At 67.2% G+C, this 18,739-nt stretch carries 15 protein-coding genes; 6 read left to right on the forward strand and 9 right to left on the reverse strand.

The genetic code is table 11. The features are described 5' to 3' along the window. Positions 1-78: 78 nt before the first annotated feature. The 3 genes from ACZY0X_RS04705 to ACZY0X_RS04715 form a co-directional block, all read right to left on the reverse strand. A complete protein-coding gene (locus ACZY0X_RS04705) occupies positions 79-1,098 on the reverse strand; it encodes a TAXI family TRAP transporter solute-binding subunit (protein WP_463768425.1) in 1,020 nt (339 codons plus the stop codon). Next, complete coding sequence (locus tag ACZY0X_RS04710) at positions 1,095-3,086, reverse strand: TRAP transporter permease (protein ID WP_463768426.1); 1,992 nt, start codon at positions 3,084-3,086, stop codon at positions 1,095-1,097. The genes ACZY0X_RS04705 and ACZY0X_RS04710 overlap by 4 nt, the downstream gene beginning before the upstream one ends. A gap of 109 nt (positions 3,087-3,195) precedes the next feature. Continuing rightward, entirely contained in the window at positions 3,196-6,645 is a 3,450-nt protein-coding gene (locus tag ACZY0X_RS04715; protein WP_463768428.1) for an indolepyruvate ferredoxin oxidoreductase family protein, read from the reverse strand. A 142-nt stretch (positions 6,646-6,787) separates the two neighbouring features. Between ACZY0X_RS04715 and ACZY0X_RS04720 the strand changes: the two genes are divergently transcribed. Then, on the forward strand, positions 6,788-7,261 hold the full coding sequence (locus ACZY0X_RS04720; protein WP_241401482.1) for an Lrp/AsnC family transcriptional regulator: 474 nt from the start codon (positions 6,788-6,790) through the stop codon (positions 7,259-7,261). A 3-nt stretch (positions 7,262-7,264) separates the two neighbouring features. Here ACZY0X_RS04720 and ACZY0X_RS04725 read toward each other — a convergent pair whose 3' ends face one another. Both ACZY0X_RS04725 and ACZY0X_RS04730 read right to left on the reverse strand, forming a co-directional pair. Continuing rightward, positions 7,265-8,131, reverse strand: a complete 867-nt coding sequence (locus ACZY0X_RS04725; protein WP_463768430.1) for a LysR family transcriptional regulator ArgP — start codon at positions 8,129-8,131, stop codon at positions 7,265-7,267. 49 nt (positions 8,132-8,180) lie between these two features. Next, positions 8,181-8,720 carry a TetR/AcrR family transcriptional regulator gene (locus ACZY0X_RS04730; protein WP_463768431.1) on the reverse strand — a complete coding sequence of 180 codons (540 nt, stop codon included), beginning with the start codon at positions 8,718-8,720 and terminating at the stop codon, positions 8,181-8,183. Between the two features lie 77 nt (positions 8,721-8,797). Between ACZY0X_RS04730 and ACZY0X_RS04735 the strand changes: the two genes are divergently transcribed. Next, the gene (locus ACZY0X_RS04735) at positions 8,798-10,027 is read left to right on the forward strand and encodes an MFS transporter (RefSeq protein WP_463768432.1); all 1,230 of its coding nucleotides are present in this window, start codon (positions 8,798-8,800) and stop codon (positions 10,025-10,027) included. A 3-nt stretch (positions 10,028-10,030) separates the two neighbouring features. On the opposite strand, the gene ACZY0X_RS04740 is transcribed toward ACZY0X_RS04735, so the two are convergent. Beyond that, complete coding sequence (locus ACZY0X_RS04740; RefSeq protein WP_463768434.1) at positions 10,031-10,666, reverse strand: TetR/AcrR family transcriptional regulator; 636 nt, start codon at positions 10,664-10,666, stop codon at positions 10,031-10,033. Positions 10,667-10,826: 160 nt separating this feature from the next. Here ACZY0X_RS04740 and ACZY0X_RS04745 point away from each other — a divergent pair, with 160 nt between their 5' ends. Continuing rightward, on the forward strand, positions 10,827-11,324 hold the full coding sequence (locus ACZY0X_RS04745; RefSeq protein WP_463768435.1) for a hypothetical protein: 498 nt from the start codon (positions 10,827-10,829) through the stop codon (positions 11,322-11,324). A 4-nt stretch (positions 11,325-11,328) separates the two neighbouring features. Here ACZY0X_RS04745 and ACZY0X_RS04750 read toward each other — a convergent pair whose 3' ends face one another. Next, positions 11,329-11,988, reverse strand: a complete 660-nt coding sequence (locus ACZY0X_RS04750; protein WP_463768436.1) for a hypothetical protein — start codon at positions 11,986-11,988, stop codon at positions 11,329-11,331. An 82-nt stretch (positions 11,989-12,070) separates the two neighbouring features. Here ACZY0X_RS04750 and ACZY0X_RS04755 point away from each other — a divergent pair, with 82 nt between their 5' ends. Beyond that, a complete protein-coding gene (locus ACZY0X_RS04755) occupies positions 12,071-13,483 on the forward strand; it encodes an NCS2 family permease (protein WP_463768438.1) in 1,413 nt (470 codons plus the stop codon). 24 nt (positions 13,484-13,507) lie between these two features. Here the strand turns inward: ACZY0X_RS04755 and ACZY0X_RS04760 are convergent, their stop codons facing one another. After that, entirely contained in the window at positions 13,508-15,856 is a 2,349-nt protein-coding gene (locus tag ACZY0X_RS04760; RefSeq protein ID WP_463768439.1) for a glycoside hydrolase family 65 protein, read from the reverse strand. Next, entirely contained in the window at positions 15,853-16,608 is a 756-nt protein-coding gene (locus ACZY0X_RS04765; protein ID WP_463768440.1) for a beta-phosphoglucomutase family hydrolase, read from the reverse strand. The genes ACZY0X_RS04760 and ACZY0X_RS04765 overlap by 4 nt, the downstream gene beginning before the upstream one ends. A 104-nt stretch (positions 16,609-16,712) precedes the next feature. On the opposite strand from ACZY0X_RS04765, the gene ACZY0X_RS04770 reads away from it, so the two are divergent. Both ACZY0X_RS04770 and ACZY0X_RS04775 read left to right on the forward strand, forming a co-directional pair. Beyond that, complete coding sequence (locus ACZY0X_RS04770; protein WP_463768441.1) at positions 16,713-17,747, forward strand: CobW family GTP-binding protein; 1,035 nt, start codon at positions 16,713-16,715, stop codon at positions 17,745-17,747. Between the two features lie 43 nt (positions 17,748-17,790). Next, on the forward strand, positions 17,791-18,735 hold the full coding sequence (locus tag ACZY0X_RS04775) for a DUF808 domain-containing protein (RefSeq protein WP_463768442.1): 945 nt from the start codon (positions 17,791-17,793) through the stop codon (positions 18,733-18,735). The last annotated feature ends 4 nt before the right edge of the window (positions 18,736-18,739 follow it).

Here is an 18,739-nt window from a genome sequence, read left to right on the forward strand (position 1 = left end):
GAACTCCAGCCTGAGCGGGAACTTTGTGGCCTACAACCGATCTGCATAACACGTCGCGCCGTCAGGAGCGACACAACGCTACTGCGACGGCGTCAGCGTCTTGAGTGCGTAGTCGGCACCACGGTTGAGTGGCACCGGGTCGGTGTCGCGCGCGTCCTCGAGCTTGATGCCCTTGGCAGCCCCGACCACCTGCGCAAGCTCTGGCTGACGGTCGAACAGGGTCTTGGTCAGAACGCAGGCCAGGTTCGCGTCCAGATCGTCGCGGACCAGCAGCAGGTTCGGCACCACGATGGTCTTGGTGTCGGCGGGCAGCCCATAGGTGGCCGCAGGGATCACGCCCTCCTCATAGACCGGACTCAGCTCGGCCATCTTGTCCAGCTGCGGCATGATGTCCACGAACGCAACGTCATTGCGCGCCGTGGTCATCAAGTCGGTGATACCCGGTGTCGGCAGCCCGCCCGACCAGAACAGCGCGTCGATCGACCCGTCCTTCATCCCGTCGACGGTCTTGGTGAGGTCCAACCGCTGCGCGGAGACATCGGTTGCCGGGTTCAGCCCCGCCGACTCCAGCAGCCGGTGGGCGATGACCTCGGTACCCGATCCCGGCGAACCGGTCGACACCCGCTTGCCACGCATGTCGGCGATCGTGGCGATGCCGCTGCCCTTGCGGGCGATCACCTGGGTGTAGTTGGGGTAGATGCGTGAAAGGGCTTGTACGGGTTGCTTCTTCCCGTCGAAGCTGCCCTTGCCCTCCACCGCGTCGGCAGCGGTGTCGGCGAGCGAGAACGCCACCTGGTAGGTGCCGCCGACGAGCTGCTGGACGTTCTGCACCGAGGCACCCGTCTCGGCGGCGGTCGCCTTCACCTTGCCCTCGGTGGCGGACGAGATCTGTTCGGCGTAGGCGTTTCCCAGCGAGAAGTACACCCCCGTCGAGTTCCCCGTCGCAATGCTCACCCGGGTGTCGGCGCCGACCTCGCACGTCACCTCGCCACCCGAGTCGGCGTTGGGGGCATCCTGCCTGCCACCGCAGCCCGTGACCGCCGCTCCCGTAAGAGCAAGCGCCGCAAGAACGCTGACCGCGCTCCGTCCTCTGGTCATGTCCGTCTCCTCTTCTCGATGATGGTGTACGCGACCGCGATGAGCAGACACGCCGATCCCGCCACGATGGTGGCGGGGTCAAGGAACAGCAACAGCAGGGCGGCAGCCCCGGCGAGCAGCCGCGGAACCAGACTCGCGGCCCCGACACCGAGCACCCACCCGCCGATGGCGAACGACAGCGCGACGATGCCGGCGCACGCGGCGGCGGCGGCCCACAGCACCCCGAGCACCGGCCCCCGCGCCAGCAGGTACTCACCGGGTTCGGTCAGGACGAAGGCGATCGGGACCAGGAAGGCCGGCGCGGCGTAGCGCAGCGCCTGCCACATCGTCGGGATCGCGCGGCCGCCGGTGACCGCTGACGCGCCGACGGCGGCCAGCGCGGTGGGCGGGGTGACCTCCGAGAGCACCGAGTAGTAGAAGACGAACATCGCGGCGGCCGGGGCGGGGACGTCGAGCGCCAGCAGTGCCGGACCGATGATCACCCAGCCGATGACGAACGATGCCGTCACGGGTATCGCCAGACCGAGAAGTGCCAGCGCGACCGCGGCGAAGACCGCCGTCAGGGCCAGCATGGCCGTGCGGTTATCGGTGATGGCGTCGACACCGCCGACCAGCACCGACGAGAACTGGGCGCCGAGCCCGGTCTTGGTGGTCATCGCCGTGATCACCCCGGCGGCGGCACAGACGGCGACAACGGGCAGGACCCCGCGGACACCGGCGCTCAGCGCGTCGAACAGTCGCCGCGGGGTGAGCCGGAAGCGGCGATCCAGGAAGGACAGCAGGAAGGCCAGCGCCGTGGCATAGACCACGGCCCGGGTGGCCGACATCCCCAGCGCGAGCAGAACGACGATCGCGATCAACGATGAGAAGTGATACCCGAAGCGGCCCAGCAGTTTCCACGGCGACTCCGTGTCGAGATGCGCGGCGCGCATGCCGAAGCGCCGGGCGTCGATCTCCACGGCCAGCAGGATGCCCAGGTAGTAGAGGACCGTCGGGATCATCGCCCAGCCGAGCACCGTCAGGTAGGAGACCTCGAGGTACTCGGCGACGATGAACGCCGCGGCTCCGAGCGTCGGCGGGGACAGCAGGGCGCCGACTCCGGCCGCGGCCAGCACGCCGCCGGCCCGTTCGGGGGTGTAGCCGCCCTGGCGCATGATCGGCCAGGTGACCGCGCCGACGCTGACCGCCGTCGCCGTACCGGACCCCGAGACGGTGCCGAGCAGGAAGCCCGACGCCACCGCCGTGCGGCCCGCCGCGCTACGCGAGCGCCGGAACGTGGCGACCGAGAGGTCAACGAAGAACTTGGCACCGCCGGAGAGTTCGAGCACGGCACCGTAGATGGTGAACAGCACGATATAGGTGGCCGCGACGTCCAGGGGCGTGCCGAAGAAGCCACTGCCCGAGTTGTACAGGGCATCCACGATCTGATCGAAGTCCAGCCCGGCGTGCGCGACTGCCCAGCCCTGCGGAAGCAGACCGCCGTAGTAGCCGTAGGCGAGGAACGCCCCGCACACGATGGGCAGCGCCCACCCCGTGGTCCGCCGGCACGCCTCGAGGATGAGGACGAGCAGCAGCGCACCCATGACGACGTCGATCGGTTCGAGCAGACCCTGCCGATCCAGGAACGCGTTGTAACCGCCGCCCCCCGATCCGATGTGCCACGGCAGGATCGGATAGAGGCAGACGACGAGGGTGAGCACGGCCAGCGTCCAGTCGAGAACGCCAAGCCGCTCGTCGGGGTCGAGCCGCCCCAACCCGGATCGGTAGACCAGGTAGACCAGTGGCAGCGACCCGGCGAGGAACACGATCAGGTAGTACTGGCTGCCCTGGGACAGCGGCCGGAACACCTGCCAGATGGTCAGGACCGCAACGGCGAACGCGGCGATGGCAACCAGGTGGCCAGTCCAGCCGCCCAGTTCGCGGCCCGGCTTCTCCTGGTCGTCGACCTGCGGTGGCGCCAGCGCTTCGGTCGTCGGGCTCTGGTTCATATGGGCAAGACGTTAAGCCGAGGCAAGACCTGTTCGGCGCCGAATGTGAAAATGGCGACGCAAAATGCGGGTGCGGCGTCGCCAGATTCACAACCGGGGGCAACGGCGGCTAGGGCGTGATCCCCAGTTCGCGCAACCGGTCGTGGTAGGCCGCGACGTTGCCGAGTTTGATGCCCTCGTAGCCGCGCACCATGTCAGGCAATCCCGCCACCTCCACCGCGTGGTCGAAGTTGGTCTCGTTGAGGCCGGCGGCCAGCCGGGTGACGATATCGGTGTACTCGGCGAGCAGTGCACGTTCGACCCTGCGGACGTGCGCGTAGCCGAACGGGTCGAACTTGGTGCCGCGCAGCCGTTTCCCCTTCGCGAGCAGGCGCAGCGCACCGTGGCTGCGCGGGCCCAGCCCGATCTTCTTCTTGCGCCCCATGGAGCGCAGCGTGGGCGGGTGGAGCTTGTAGGTGAGGTTCTCGCCACCGGGAAGTTCGGCCTGCACGTGGGCGACGAACTGCGGATCGGTCAGGAACCGCGCCACCTCGTACTCGTCCTTGTATGCGGTGAGCTTGTAGAGGTTCCGAGCAACCGCCTCGGTGAAGTCGGTGCGATCGGAAACCGCGCGCTCGGCGGTCCAAATCGACTGCAGCGTAGTCACGTATCGACGCGCGATCTTCTCGTTCTGGAAGCCGACGAGGTGGGCCGCGCGGCCCGCGATGAGATCACCGACCGGCCCGGTGAACGTGGTGTCATCCAGCAGGTGCGCCGGCGGGGACGGCTGCCCGACGCTCGCGGGTGAGACCACGTCGTCGAAGCGGGCCGGGTCGGCGACCGCGAGGCGTCCCCATCGGAACGCGGCGATGTTGGCCTGCACCGCCACCCCGTTGATCTCGATGGCCTCCTCGATTGATCCGGCCGGAAGTCGCAGTGCACCGGCCTGATAGGCGGCACCGATGAGCAGGAAGTTGGCCGCGGCGGTGTTGCCGAACAAGCTCTGCGCGGCGGCCAGCGCGTCGAACGAGTGCACCTGGTGCGACACGTGGCCCAGCCGATGCAGCAGGTACGACGTCTCCGGGTAGGCGACCGACTTGTCGTAGACCATGTCGCCGGTCGGCGTCTTGCTGGTCGATGCGACGGAGACCGTCCTGCCGGCGTCGCCGTACTCCAGGTTCTTGGTGTCGGTGGCGGCCAACAGGTCGAAGGCCACGATGCAGTCCGCGCTGCCCGGGGTGAGCCGGTTGGCGGGATCGAGCGTGCCCGCGGCGAACCGCAGGTGCGATACGACGGGGCCGGCCTTCTGACTGAGGCCCGTTTGGTCGAGGCTCTCGACGTCGTAGCCGGCGCGCAGCGCCGCGGTGGCCAGGACCTGGTTGACCGTGACGATGCCGGTGCCGCCGATGCCCGCGAGGAAGACGTTGTGGGTGTTCGTGATCGACTCTGCCGCGACGTCGGGCAGACGCGGCGGTTTCGGGGCCTTCCGGGTGCGCGACTTCTTGGAGGGGTTGACCTCGACGGTGACGAACGACGGGCAGTCGCCGTCGAGACAGCTGTAGTCGGTGTTGCACGACGTCTGGTCGATCCGCGTCTTACGGCCGAACTCGGTGTCCACCGGTTGCACCGACAGACAGTTGGACTTCACACCGCAGTCGCCGCAGCCCTCACAGACCGCCTCGTTGATCAGCACTCGGGTGGTGCGGGTGGGCAGGGTGCCGCGCTTGCGTTGCCGGCGCGCGTCGGCGGCACAGTGCTGGTCATAGATCAAGACCGTGACACCCTTGACGTCGCGCAGCCGTTTCTGTGCCTCGTCGAGGCGGTCACGGTGCCAGAGAATGGTGCCCTTGGCCATCGCTCGCTTGTTGTGCCGGTGCGGCTCGTCGGCACAGACGATGATCTGCTTGACACCCTCGGCCATCAGCTTGTGTGTGAGTTTGTCGACGGTGAGCGCGCCCTCGGCGTCCTGCGCGCCGGTCATGGCCACTACCTCGTTGTAGAGCAGCTTGTAGGTGATGTTCACCCCCGCCGCGACGCAGGCCTGCACCGCGAGTTGACCGGAGTGGAAGAACGTTCCGTCGCCGATGTTCTGGAACAGGTGCCCGACGTCGGTGAAGGGTGCCTGGCCGATCCACTGGGTGCCCTCGCCGCCCATTTGGGTGATTCCGGCGACGGCGCTGTCCTCACGGCCCGACATCGTCACCATGATGTGGCAGCCGATGCCGCCGCCTGCCAAGGATCCCTCAGGAACCGCGGTCGAGCGATTGTGCGGGCACCCGCTGCAGAAGTAGGCGGCGCGCTTGGCGGGCAGCACCTCGAGCGACAGTGCCGGTGGCGGCGCCTTCCTGAGGTCGAGTCGATGGCTCAGGACGCGTCGCAGTGGTGCCAGCAGGCGCCCGGCGGTGAGTTCGCCACCGTTGGGGATCAGCGGCCGCCCCGTCGAGTCCTTCTTTCCAATGATTCGCGGTGCTCCAGTTGCACCGTAGAGGATCTCGCGCACCTGGGTCTCGACGAAGGCGGTCTTGTCCTCGACGACGAGGATCTCCTCGAGACCATCGGCGAAGGTGTTCACGATGTCGGGTCCGAGTGGGGTGGGCATCCCGATCCGCAGCAGCCTGACGCCGGCACAATGCAGCGCGGCGTCGTCGACCCCGAGATCGTGCAGCGCCTGGCGCACCGAGTCGAATGTCGTTCCCGTGGCCGCGATGCCGATGGTTGCGTTCGGCGGGTCGACCTCGAGCACGTCGAGGCCGTTGACGGCGCCATACGCGCGCACGACGTCCGCGCGGGGGCCGTAGAGATCGGCCTCGGCGAGCAGACTGTCGGCGGGGGCAGCCATCGGCCGCTGACGGTAGACGAACGGCCGGCCGTCGAACTGCACCTGCGGGACGACGATGTCGACGGCCACGTCGGAGGAGTCCATAGACCAGGCACCGTCGGCGACGTCGGCGACGATCTTCAGCGCCACAACGCATCCCGATGCACGTGAGAGCGCCACACCGTGCATGGCCATCGTGACGACCTCACGCGCGTTGCGCGGGAACAGCACGGGAATCCCGAGCGCGGCCAACGACCGCTCGCTGACCGCGGGCACCGTGGAGGACTTGGACGCCGGGTCATCACCGACGAGCAACAGCATGCCGCCGCGCGGATTGGCGCCGAACATGTTGGCGTGCCGGAGCGCGTCCGTCGCCCGATCGAGCCCCGGCCCCTTGCCGTACCAGACACCCACGACCCCATCGTGAGTCGGCGATCCCATGGGGAGGTCGGCCTGACTGCCCCATACCGAGGTGGCCGCCAACTCCTCGTTGAGTCCGGGGATGAAGGTAATGTCGTGTGCCTGCAGAACCTCGGGCATACCGGCCAGCATCCGGTCCACCCCACCGAGCGGACTGCCCTGGTATCCCGACACGAACGTCGCCACGCGAAGGCCCGCACGCTCGTCACGGACGTGCTGTTCGATCAGCGCACGCGCGATCGCCTGCACACCGGTGAGCACCACCGGGCCGGATCCGGGACGGTAGCGATCGCCCAGCTCGTAGGGCTGCCGATCGGGCCGGCGGATGTCGAGATCGGTCATACCTCGGACTCACCATCTCTGCGCGTACTGGGCGTATTGCTACTTCAATGGTGGCATCGATATACAGAGTGCGCCACCGACCCCGATGCTCTTGAGCATGTTGCCCATATTTAGCCAAGTGTGACGTGCGATACTGTGCGACATGACGAGGCTTGACCGCACCGATGCCCGAATCCTCCTGGCGCTGTGTGACGCGCCCCGCGCAACCGGGGTGCAGCTGGCCTCGATGCTGAATCTCGCGCGCAACACCGTGCAGTCGCGGCTGGCGCGGTGGGATCAGGACAAGGTCCTGGCGCCCATCGACCGCTGCGTGTCACCGCGCGATCTGGGGTATCCACTCAAGGCATTCATCACCGCAGTGGTCGACCAGCACCAGCTCGAGGACGTCCTCGCCGCGCTGCAGACCATCGCGCAGGTCACCCAGGTCACCGGGCTCTCCGGGGCGGCCGACCTGTTGATCGCGGTGGCCGCCACCGACGCCGACGACCTGTATCGCCTGGCCGGTCTGGTCCTCGCGGTCCCCGGGGTTCAGCGCACGACGATGTCGGTGGCGATGCACGAGGTCGTTGCGTACCGCACCCGACCATTGCTGGAGCAGCTGGCGCGGGGGCAGTGAGGCTCAGCTCCTGAGCCGGCCCCGAGCGGCGTCGCGCACCGCCTCGGTGATCGTCGAGACCAACGGACTGTCGAGCTTCCAGCACTGCCAGTACAGCGGCACGTCGAGGTGCAGCTCGGAGATCCTGGCCAGATCCTTGGTCGAATCCGCCAACTGTTCGGGAAACATCCCCCACCCGAGACCGCAGCGAACCGCCGCACCGAACCCCTCCGCGGTCGGCACGAAGTGGGTCGGCGGGGTCAGCTGACGACGAAACAGCTTGCGGAGAAACATATCCTGCAGAGCGTCGTCTCGGTTCCAGGCGATGGACGGCGCCTGCGCGGCTGCCCGGGCAGTGAATCCGTCCGGCAGGTACCGCTGCACGAAGGCCGTGGCCGCCGCCGGGATATAGCGCATGACACCCAATGACTGGACCCGGCATCCCGGCACGGCGGCGCGCTCCGTGGTCACCGCACCCATCACGGTGCCCTCACGCAGCAGACGCGCAGAGTGATCCTGATCCTCGATCCGGACGTCGAACAGCACGGAGTCCAGCCGCTCGAACACCGATGAGAACCATGTCGCCATCGAATCGGCGTTGACAGCCAACGCGATTCGGGCCGAGGTGGTGTCGCCGCCCCCGAGTTCGGCCAGCGCCTCGGCCTCCAACAGGGCCGATTGCGCCGCGAGCCGCAACAGGGGCACACCCGCGGCCGTCACGGTGCAGGGCCGCTCGCGTCGCACCAGCACCTGACCCACGCGTTGCTCGAGCGCCTTGACCCGCTGACTCACCGCAGACGGTGTGACGTGCAGCGTCGCCGCCGCCGCGTCGAACGATCCCGTCTCGACGACGGCCGCCAGGGCCGCCAACTGCTGACTGTCCAGCGCCACATTAGGAAGCCTAATGCTGCACCCAACGCATTAGCGGGGCTACGCCCAGTCAGTGCGAATCGACACTGACTATCCGATCGATCACCGCGAGCAACCCGGCCTCGTCGTCATCACTGTCGGTGCGATCGTCGAGCGCGCTGTGGAGGGCGGTGTAGTACAAGCCGTCACCGATCAGCTTTACCGCGCGAGCGACGTCAAGGTCACCGAGCGCCTCGTGGAGGATCCGCAACCACGTGCCCGATATGTCTTCGAGAACTTCCCGTGCTCGGGTATCGCCACCCTGCCGCAATCTGGCGACCGCCACCAGCGCGCGATCCAGTGGTGTGCCCGCATAACGCGACGTTCTGATGTAGTAGCGCGCGGGCCCGTCGGGTGCGGTGCGCATTTGGTCGACGTCTTCGACTGCCAAGGCCAGCACCCGGTCGTACAGCGCCTCGGCCAGCCGGTCTTTCGACGGGAAGTGATACAGCACCCCCCCTTTCGACACACCCGCCTTGGCTGCGACAGCTTCCACCGTGGCGTGCCGCTCGCCGTCGGCGGCCAGCACATCCTCGTACGCGTCGAGAATTCGCTGCCGCGAAGAAGTCATTTGCCCAGCCTACGACAGGAGAGCAATACTGTACCGTCTGGACGGTACAGTCCAGCCGTACCGGAAGGACTTCCTCAATGGCGGGCTATCGCGACCTGGTCCGAGTACCGGGCGTGTTGAATGTGACCGCCTCACAACTGTTCGCCCGCCTGCCCTTGGGCATGCTCAACCTCGCGATATTGCTGCACGTGCAGTCCAGTTCCGGCTCCTACGCTGTCGCTGGCGCGGTGGTGGCCTGCGTCAGCGTGGGGGAAGCGGTCGCCATGCCGATCACCGCCCGCCTGGCCGGGCGGTTCGGCATGACTCCGATTCTGCTGGTGGCAGCCGTGGCCAATGGGGTCAGCATGTTGGCGCTTGCATTCGCCCATCCAACGTCGATAGTCCTCATGGGAATGGGCGTCCTCATCGGAGCCTCGGTGCCACCGCTGATACCGGTGTGCCGCGCGCTCTATCCGCTGATGGTGCCTCGCGAGGGCGTGCGGGTGCTATTCGCACTCGACACCACAGCGCAGGAACTAATCTGGGTCGTCGGCCCCGTTGCGGCGACGATTCTCGCCTCCGCGGTGTCCACTGCCGCCCCGTTGGTCCTGTCCGCCGGTGTCACGATAGTCGGAACGGGCTGGTTCCTATGGAGCGCAAGGAGTTTCAAACCGCGAGTCGGACAAAGTACATCGGCCTTCGGCAAGGTCCTGGCTAGCCGGGCAGTTCTACTCGCCATGGTCGCCAGCTTGGCGCTAGTCGCATCGTTCATGGCCCTCGAGGTTGGCATCGTCGCTACGTTTGGCGACAGCGGTGTCATGGCAGGTGCCGCGATCGCCGTGGCGAGCGTCGGATCTCTGATCGGTGGGCTCACTTTCGGTCATCGGCGGATCGGCGTGGTCGGCGTGGTGGTGGCTCTCGCACTGGTTGGTGTCGGCGTGGCGTTGTTCGGAGTCGTCGAACATCTTGCGCTCCAATTCGGCGCACTGTTCGTCTCCGGATTGGGTTTCGCCCCGGCGATGTCGGTCCTGTACATCATGGTGTCGCACGAGATTGCCGAACACGCGGCGTCGGAGGCTTTCGGATGGCTCACCAGTGCGGCCCTCGCCGGTGGCGCCATCGGCACGGCCATCGCGGGGGTGGCGACAGACGTCTACGGCCCAGATGGGGCGGTCGCCGTCGCTGTCGTACTCGCGGTCTTCGCCGCAGTCAGCCCACTTATCGCGCGGGCCACAGGGCCTCTGCGAGGCCTGTCGAACGACACCGTGAAGAAAGCAGACACCGCGGGTGACGTGTGCATGGCGAACACCAATCCCGCTGACAAGTAACGCCTATCTCGTTTCGGGCTTCACATAGAGGATGATCGCCTCGCGAAGCCCGGCCAGGGCGTCGTCGACATCGACGCGGGAACCGTATGTGCGCTCGGCATGGAGACCGCGCAGCGCAGCCGGCAGCAACGCACTGACCCGACGGGCGCGACCGGGATCGACGATGACTCCATCGAAGATCCTGCGAAACTCCTTGAGCAGGGCGTCATCCAGCACATCAAGTGCCTTCGCGGTCTGCGGAAAGTTCCGTTCGAGTTCGGTGTGATCCCGGGCCAGAGCGCCGCGAAGGGTCGACACGACGGCGTTGTACGGCGAGTCGAAAGCCCTCCAGAGAAGATCGACGACTTCGGCGACGCGCTCCTCCACCGAATCAGCCGAGGGGCGAGCCCACACCCGCGGACCGGCGGTGTCAAAGATGTGCAAAATGGTTGCAGCCCAGAATCCGTCGGCATCTCCGAACTGATACTGAACGGTCCCCCACGTGACCTCAGCCTCCTTGGCGATCAATTTGACGCTCACCGCGTCGGGCCCGCCGTCGGCCAGCATTCGCAGCGCGACATCAAGGACATGCTTGCGCGACGACTCCCCGCGCCGGTTGGGGCGCCGGCCATCCCTGAGCTTGCCTTGCGGTGCGGTCACCGGCTCATCGTATCCCGCAAGTTTTCTCTTGCGGTTTTCATTAATGTCTTTATTATACTTCTAGCGCGCTAGCTGGGACAGCAGTGAGAACGTCTGCACATCAACCGAAGCACTGCCACATCGAACAGGACGGGAACAGCCCTGAGTCGAGGAGGTCTCTATGATTAATCGAGCGCCAACCAGGCACGCCAACTACCAGCTCCTCGTCGCAGCCGTCGATGTCGGTGACCTGATCCTGTCCGCGGGTGGCTGGATGTGTGATCGGATCCAGGCCGGTTGGGACGTCAGCGTGACAATCACCGAACCTCGCGATATGCGTGCGCTGCAGATCCTCGGGGTCACCGCGCTGGTCACCGACGACGGACTCGAGGCAATGGGGAACGGACGAGGGACGGCGGCAGTCGCCTTCGCACCGGCCATCTTTGAGACCAACCAGACGATTCGCAGCGCGGTGCTCAACGCGCTGAATCACGGTTGCGCTGAGGTCATCGTCTGGGGACCGACCATACCCAGCGAACTCCACAGTCGCGTCGAGCGACAGCCGTATCGACTCAGCGGCGCGGCCCGGGCATTCAAGGCGCACGCGCTGGCTGCGGCGTCGATTCCGACCGGTGACGTCGCACCCACTGAGGAACTCTTCGGCGCCTGGCCGAGGTAGCGTCCTACCCGCCGAGTTCGCCCGCGATACCGCGCTCGAGGCTGGCACGTGTGGTCTCCGGCAGCACGACGAGACCGTCGAGTTCGACGTCGGCGAGGGTCAGCGACTGCGCGCGTTCCTGCACTGTCGCCGACGGGTCCGCCGCCACCCGAAGCAGGCTCTGCGCGCGGGCGATGCGCTGCTGGGCCTCCCGGGTGAAGTCGCTGCGTCGAAGCCGGATGGCCTCGACCTCGGCCGCGTTGAAGGTCGTCACGTAGTCCTGCACCGCCGCCAGGTAATCACCGGCCGACTCCCGGTCGTCGAGCAGATCCTCCGCTCGGACCGGGCGCAGCAGGTCGGCCCGCAGCTTGGCCTTGTGGAAGGCCATCACCTGGGGCGCGCTCAGATCGGTCATCAGAGGGAAGTCGAGAAGCTTCGCCGCGTCCAGTTCATAGTCCAGCCAGCGCGCCTCCGTGCGGTCATGCTGCTCGACCGTGCGGGTGATGGTGCGCCACTGGGTGGCCTGATCGGCGGAGCGCCGGGCAGCGGGGACACCCTCCTCCGCCTGGCCGCCGGGCTCGCCGGCACCTCCGACGCGGCGAAACGTCCGCCACCCGGCGTACAGCACCCCGGCCAAGGGCACGAGGATGAGCAACAGCTCGGCCAGTCGGAACAACAACCCCACCACACAAGCATGCCACTGCGGACGAACTGGGCTCCGAACGCAAAGACAGGAAAGAATCGTTCGCCGAACTTAGGGTCGAGGCATGAACCGGCTGGATCGCTTCTTCGAGATCTCCGCGCGCCAGTCGACGGTCGCCGCAGAACTCCGCGGTGGTGTGGTCACGTTCATCGCGATGGCCTACATCATCGTGCTGAACCCGATCATCCTGTCCAGCGCCCCAGATGTCGCCGGGAACAGCCTGGAGTTCGAACAGGTCTCGGCGGTCACGTCGCTGGCGGCAGGCGTGATGACGATCGTGTTCGGTGTGATCGCGCGGCTGCCGTTCGCGTTCGCCGCCGGGCTCGGCATCAACTCGTTCCTCGCGACGACGGTGGTCGGCTCACTCACCTGGCCCGAGGCGATGGGCCTCGTCGTCATCAACGGCCTCATTATCGTGATCCTCGCTGCCACTGGGCTACGCAGACTCGTATTCGACGCAGTGCCAATGCAACTCAAGCTCGCGATCAGCGCGGGAATCGGGCTGTTCATCCTGTTCATCGGGCTCGTCGACGCGGGCTTCATCAGCTCCACCGGCCTTCCGTCACCACCGGTCGGGCTGGGCGCCGGCGGTGTCGGCTCGATCACCACCGTGCCGACCCTGGTCTTCGTGTTCACGCTGCTGGCGACCGGCATCCTCGTCGTGCGCAAGGTGCGCGGCGGCATTCTCATCGGACTGATCTCGGGCACCGTCATCGCGGTCGTGATCGAGGCGATCTGGCACCTCGGGCCCGCGGCCGAGCGTCCCGGCGGCTGGAGCCTGTCGGTGCCCACGCTGTCCGGGTCGCCCTTCGCGGTGCCCGACCTGTCCCTGGTCGGCGAGTTCAGCTTCGCCAGCTTCGGCCGGATCGGCATCCTCGCCGCGGTCATGCTGGTGTTCACGCTGGTGTTCGCGAACTTCTTCGACGCGATGGGCGTATTCACCGGCGCGTCCCGCGAGGCCGGGCTGTCCGACGAACACGGAAACTTCCCGCGGCTGCGCGCGTCATTGATCGTGGAGGGTGCGGGCGCGGTGGTAGGCGGCGCGACATCGTCCTCGTCGAACACCGTGTTCGTCGAATCGGGCGCGGGCATCGAGGAGGGTGCCCGCACGGGCCTCGCCAACCTGGTGACGGGAGCCCTATTCCTCGCCGCCATGTTCATCTCACCCCTCGCGTCGATCGTGCCGACCGAGGTGGCCGCCGCGGCATTGGTCATCGTCGGAGCGTTGATGGTGTCGCAGTTGCGCCACATCGACATCTCCGAGTTCTCCGTGGCGCTGCCTGTGGTGCTGACCGTCGCGGTGATGCCGTTCAGCTACTCGATCGCCAACGGTATCGGCGTCGGCTTCATCGCGTGGGTCGTAATGCGTTCCGCGGCAGGCAAGGTACGCGAGATCAGTCCGCTGCTGTGGATCGTCGCGGTGGGTTTCGTCGTGTACTTCGCGCGCGGCGGCATCGAGTCACTGATCGGGATGTGAGGCCGCCGCACCGGCGAACTGGCCTCAGCGTCCATGCCACGGTTCCCGTCCCGGTGGTTGCGGCGGTGGCGGCAGCAGCGCGACACGAGGTATGAGCGGCAGTGTCGTCGGAGTGTGGGTAGTCAAGTCCACGTGACGGTTTCCGTGCCTGATGGTCATCGCGCCTTCGGGGCCATCCCGCAGGGTGTAGGTCACCTCATTGTGGTCGACATCGATGAGCAGCCGAAAGTTCCGCCAGCGGAGCCTGAACCGCAACCGCGAGATACCCTCCGGCAACGCCGGATTCAGCATCAGCTCGCCCTCGTCGTCGCGCATCCCACCGAAACCCGCCACCAGTGCGGTCCACGCTCCGGCGAGTGAGGCCATGTGCAGTCCGTCGCGGGTGTTGTGGTGCAGGTCCCGCAGATCGATCAACGCGGCCTCGTAGGCGTAGTCGTGCGCCAGCTCCAGGTGTCCCACCTCTGCGCACAGCACTGCCTGCGTGCACGCCGACAGCGACGAATCGCGGGTGGTGCGTCGCTCGTAGTAGTCGACGTTGCGCGCCTTCTGTTCCTGCGAGAACGCGTGGCCCTGCCAGTGCATCGCGAGCACCAGGTCCGCCTGCTTGATCACCTGAGCCGGGTACAGCCGCACGTACGCCTCGTGGAGCAGCAGCGGATACACGGTGTTGTCCTTGAAGTTCCATTCCCGCCGCGTGGTGAACCCCTTGCACTGTTCGTGTACGCCCAGTTCCACGTCGTACGGGATGTGCACTGCCGCAGCAGCATCCCACCACGTCGCCATCTCCTCGGTCGTGACACCGAGTTCACTCGCCTCGTTCGGATGGCGCTCGCAGGCCTCTGCCGCGATGTGCAGGTTGTGCGCGGCCATCAGGTTGGTGAATACGTTGTCACGCACCACCGCGGTGTACTCGTCAGGGCCGGTCACCCCGTCCAGATGCCACACTCCGTGGCGGTCGTGGTGCCCCAGCGATATCCACAGCCGGGCGGTCTCGATCAGGACGGAGAGGCCGCATTCCCTCTCGAGAGTCTCATCGCCCGTCACCACGCGGTAGCGCTCGAAGGCCATCGCGATATCGGCGTTGACGTGCCACGCCGCGGTCCCCGCGGGCCAGTAGGCCGAACACTCCTCCCCCGCAATGGTCCGCCACGGGAACGCGGCACCGGCCAGGTCGAGTTCTGCGGCACGCGCGCGGGCGAGATCGAGGGTGGACGCCCGCCACCGCAGCGCGTCGGCGGCGGCGTCCGGGGCCGTGTAGGTCAGCAGCGGCAGCACGAATCCCTCAGTGTCCCAGAAGGCGTGGCCGTCATAGCCGGTGCCGGTCAGCCCCTTGCCCGGGATCGCGCGACGCTCAGCCCGCGCGCTGGCCTGGAGCACGTGGAAGAGCCCGAACCGCACCGCCTGCTGACAATCGGGGTCCCCCTCCACCTCGACGTCAGCACTGTCCCAGAAGTCGTCAAGATAGGCACGCTGCGCATCCAGAAGCCCCTGCCACCCCGTGTAGCGCGCCCCCGCGATGGCACCCGCGACCTGATCGCGCAGCGCGGGTCGCGAGCGCAGGCTCGACCACCCGTACGCGAGGTACTTCACGATCCGCAGCTTCTGACCCGGCCGCAGCCCGCAGATGACGGTCGTGCGCGCCCAGTCCTCGCCGACGTCGGTGTCGACCTCCACGCGCCCGGGCACCTCCACCAGGTGGTCCGCGGCAGCTGCCATCGTGAGCCCGCTGGCCCGCGTCCGATGTATCAACATCGCACCGCGGTCCGCCATCTCGTGCGCCACCGCCTCCAGGGGTGCGCTGAGCACCGCCGCGACACGGGGATCACCGGACGCGTCTGGCTGGTCCTCGTTGGCGACGAGTTCGGACTGCACCGTCACCCGGGTGAACTGGTCGATGGCCTCGACCACGTACTCGATGGCGGCGACGCTGCGCTGGGTGAGCGACACCAGCCGAGTAGAGGTCACCAGCACCTCCTTGCCCGCCGGTGACCGCCATCGGGTGCGTCTGCCCAGCGTGCCGGCACGCATGTCGAGCACCCGCTCGTGTTCGATCAACTCGCCGTACCGCACGTCGAACGGTTCGTCGTCGACCAGCAACCGCACCAGCTTCCCGTTGGTGACGTCGATCAGCGATTGACCGTCCTCGGGGTAGCCGAAACCCGCCTCGGCGTATGGCAGTGGGCGGGTCTCGTAGAACGAGTTGAGATAGGTGCCGGGCAGACCGTGCGGCTCCCCCTCATCGAGGTTGCCCCGCAGCCCGATGTGGCCGTTCGACAGTGCGAAAACCGATTCGGATTGTGCGAGCAGGTCGAGATTCAGGGTCGTCTCGCGGATGTGCCAGGGCTCGACGGGATATGCGTCGTGGCCGTTCACGTCGTCCCGATCAGCTCGGCGAGATCGGACACCACGACGTCGGCGCCGTTGCGCCGCAGCGCCTCTGCGTGACCGACCCGGTCCACGCCGACGACCACACCGAAGTGGCCCGCCCGCCCGGCCTGCACACCGGCGATCGCGTCCTCGAAGACCGCCGCCTGTTTCGGCGGCACGTCGAGCAGCTGAGCGGCCCGCAGGAACGAGTCGGGTGCGGGCTTGCCTGCAATGTTTTCGTCGCGCATCGTCAGCGCATCGACGCGGTGCGCGACGAGGCTGTCCAGTCCGGTGATCCGCAGCACCTCGCGGGTGTTGGCGCTCGAGGAGACCACCGCCACCGACAGCCCGGCGTCGTGCACCGCCTCGAGATACTTCCTGGACCCCTCGAACACCTCGACGCCCTCACCGTGCAGCACCTCTTGAAACAGCGCGTTCTTGCGATTGCCCAGGCCGTACACCGTGTCGGCACCGGGGTCGTCGGCTGGCGCACCGTCGGGCAGGGTGATGTCGCGGCTCGCGAGGAACGCCCGCACCCCGTCCTCACGCTTCTTGCCATCGACGTAGTCGCGGTAGTCGCGGTCAGCGTCGAACGGGCGCACGGGCTCGCCTCGGCTCTTCGCACGTGCGGTCAGGTAGTCGTCGAACATGGCCTTCCACGCCTTGCGGTGCACGCTCGCGGTGTCAGTGAGCACACCATCCAGGTCGAAGAGGCAGGCCCGGATGTCCTCGGGTAGACCCAACACTGTCCTACTCATTCCCTGGTACCCACTCACTTCCCAATCGCAGCAGCTTCACCGAACCCCCATACCCATTTCGGGCGATTTTCAGGTGTCGGGCGGCGCTCCTAGACTCATCGCTCATGAGAGCGATACCGGTCATCGCGTTGACCGGGTACCTCGGTGCGGGCAAGACGAGCCTGCTCAACCACGTCCTGCGGGCACCGGGCGCACGGATCGGGGTCGTCATCAACGACTTCGGCGAACTCAACGTGGACGCCGCGCTGGTGACCGGGCAGGTCGATGAGGCCGCGTCGATCACGGGCGGGTGCATCTGTTGCCTACCCGACGACGGCGGACTGGACGAGGCACTCGCCAAGCTCGCCGACCCCAAGCTGGACCTCGACGCCATCATCGTCGAGGCCAGCGGGTTGGCCGATCCCATCGCCATCTCCCGGATCATCCGCTTCAGCGGTGTCGAAGGCATCCGGCACGGGGGCGTCGTCGAGGTGATCGATGCCGCCACACATTTCGACACCGTCGACCGCGGGACCAATCCACCCGCCCGATACGGCGCGGCGTCACTGGTCGTGGTCAACAAACTCGACCAGATTCCCGAGGCCGATCGCGCCGCGTCACTCGAGCGCATCGAACTCCGCGTGCGGGAACGCAATCCGGACGTCCACGTGGTCGGGGCGATCGGGGCGAAGATCGACCCCACCCTGCTCTATGACGTGGCCGACGCAGCGGAGGGCTCCGGCCAGCTGTCATTCCGGGAACTGCTGATCGACGCCCCACACCCCGACCACGGCGACCACCACCACAACGAGCACGTTCATGCCGCAGCCGTCACCGCCACCAGCGACGGCTGCGTGGACCCCGGCGCGCTGCTCGACCTGCTCGAGGCGCCGCCCGCCGGGGTGTACCGGCTCAAGGGCACCGTCGCCGTCCACTACCGCGCCCGGGCGCGCACCTACGTGGTCAACGTGGTCGGCACGTCGGTGCACATCGCGGCCGCGCCACCCGCGGCGCGCGCCAACAGCCTCGTCGCGATCGGCACGGATTTCGACGTCGACGCAGTTCGACCCCTGGTAGACGCCGCAATACGTCCGCACGACGGTTCCGCGCCGACGGCCGGTATCCGACGCCTTCAGCGACACCGGCGGCTCAGCGTGTGACGCCAGGGCTGCAGGTAGCCTTCGGAGTCATGGTGGCGACCCGATGAGTGCTGGACTGTTCGGACTTCTCGACGATGTCGCGGCGCTCGCGCGTCTCGCGGCGGCCTCGGTCGACGATATCGGTGCGGCCGCGGGACGGGCGACGGCCAAGGCCGCGGGCGTCGTGATCGACGACACCGCCGTCACGCCGCAGTACGTGCACGGCATCACCGCTGACCGCGAGCTTCCGATGATCAAGCGGATCGCGATCGGATCGCTGCGCAACAAGCTGCTGTTCATCCTGCCCGCGGCGTTGCTGCTCAGCCAGTTCGTGCCGTGGCTGCTGACACCGATCCTCATGCTCGGCGCGACCTACCTGTGCTACGAGGGCGCCGAGAAGGTGTGGGGCCGTATCCGTGGGCATGACAGCCACGCCGCGCCCACCGCCGCCGTCGGCGAGGACGCCGAGAAGCAGATGACGGCCGGCGCCATCCGCACCGACTTCATCCTGTCCGCCGAGATCATGGTGATTGCACTCAACGAGGTGGCCGACCAGTCCTTCTGGCCGCGTCTCATCATCCTGATCGTCGTCGCCCTGGTCATCACGATCGCCGTTTACGGTGTGGTCGCCGTGATCGTGAAGATGGACGACGTCGGCCTGAGCCTGGCGCAACGCTCGTCGACGTTCGCGCAGAAGACAGGCCGGGGCCTGGTCTCCGGAATGCCCAAGGTGCTGGCTGCACTGTCGACCATCGGCACCGTCGCGATGCTGTGGGTCGGTGGCCACATCCTGTTGACCGGAACGAACACTCTCGGCTGGCGCGGGCCGTACGCCCTGGTCCACCACGGCGAGGAGTACGTCCACCACGCCACCGACCAATACGGTGTCGGCGGCGTGCTGGCCTGGCTGGTCAACACCGGCGCGTCCGCGGTGATCGGATTGGTGGTCGGTGCGATCGTCGTGGCCATCGTGAGCGTGCTGCCGTTCGGCAAGAAGGCCGCGCACTAAGGGT

This window comes from Mycobacterium sp. IDUB_39 (assembly GCF_055419205.1).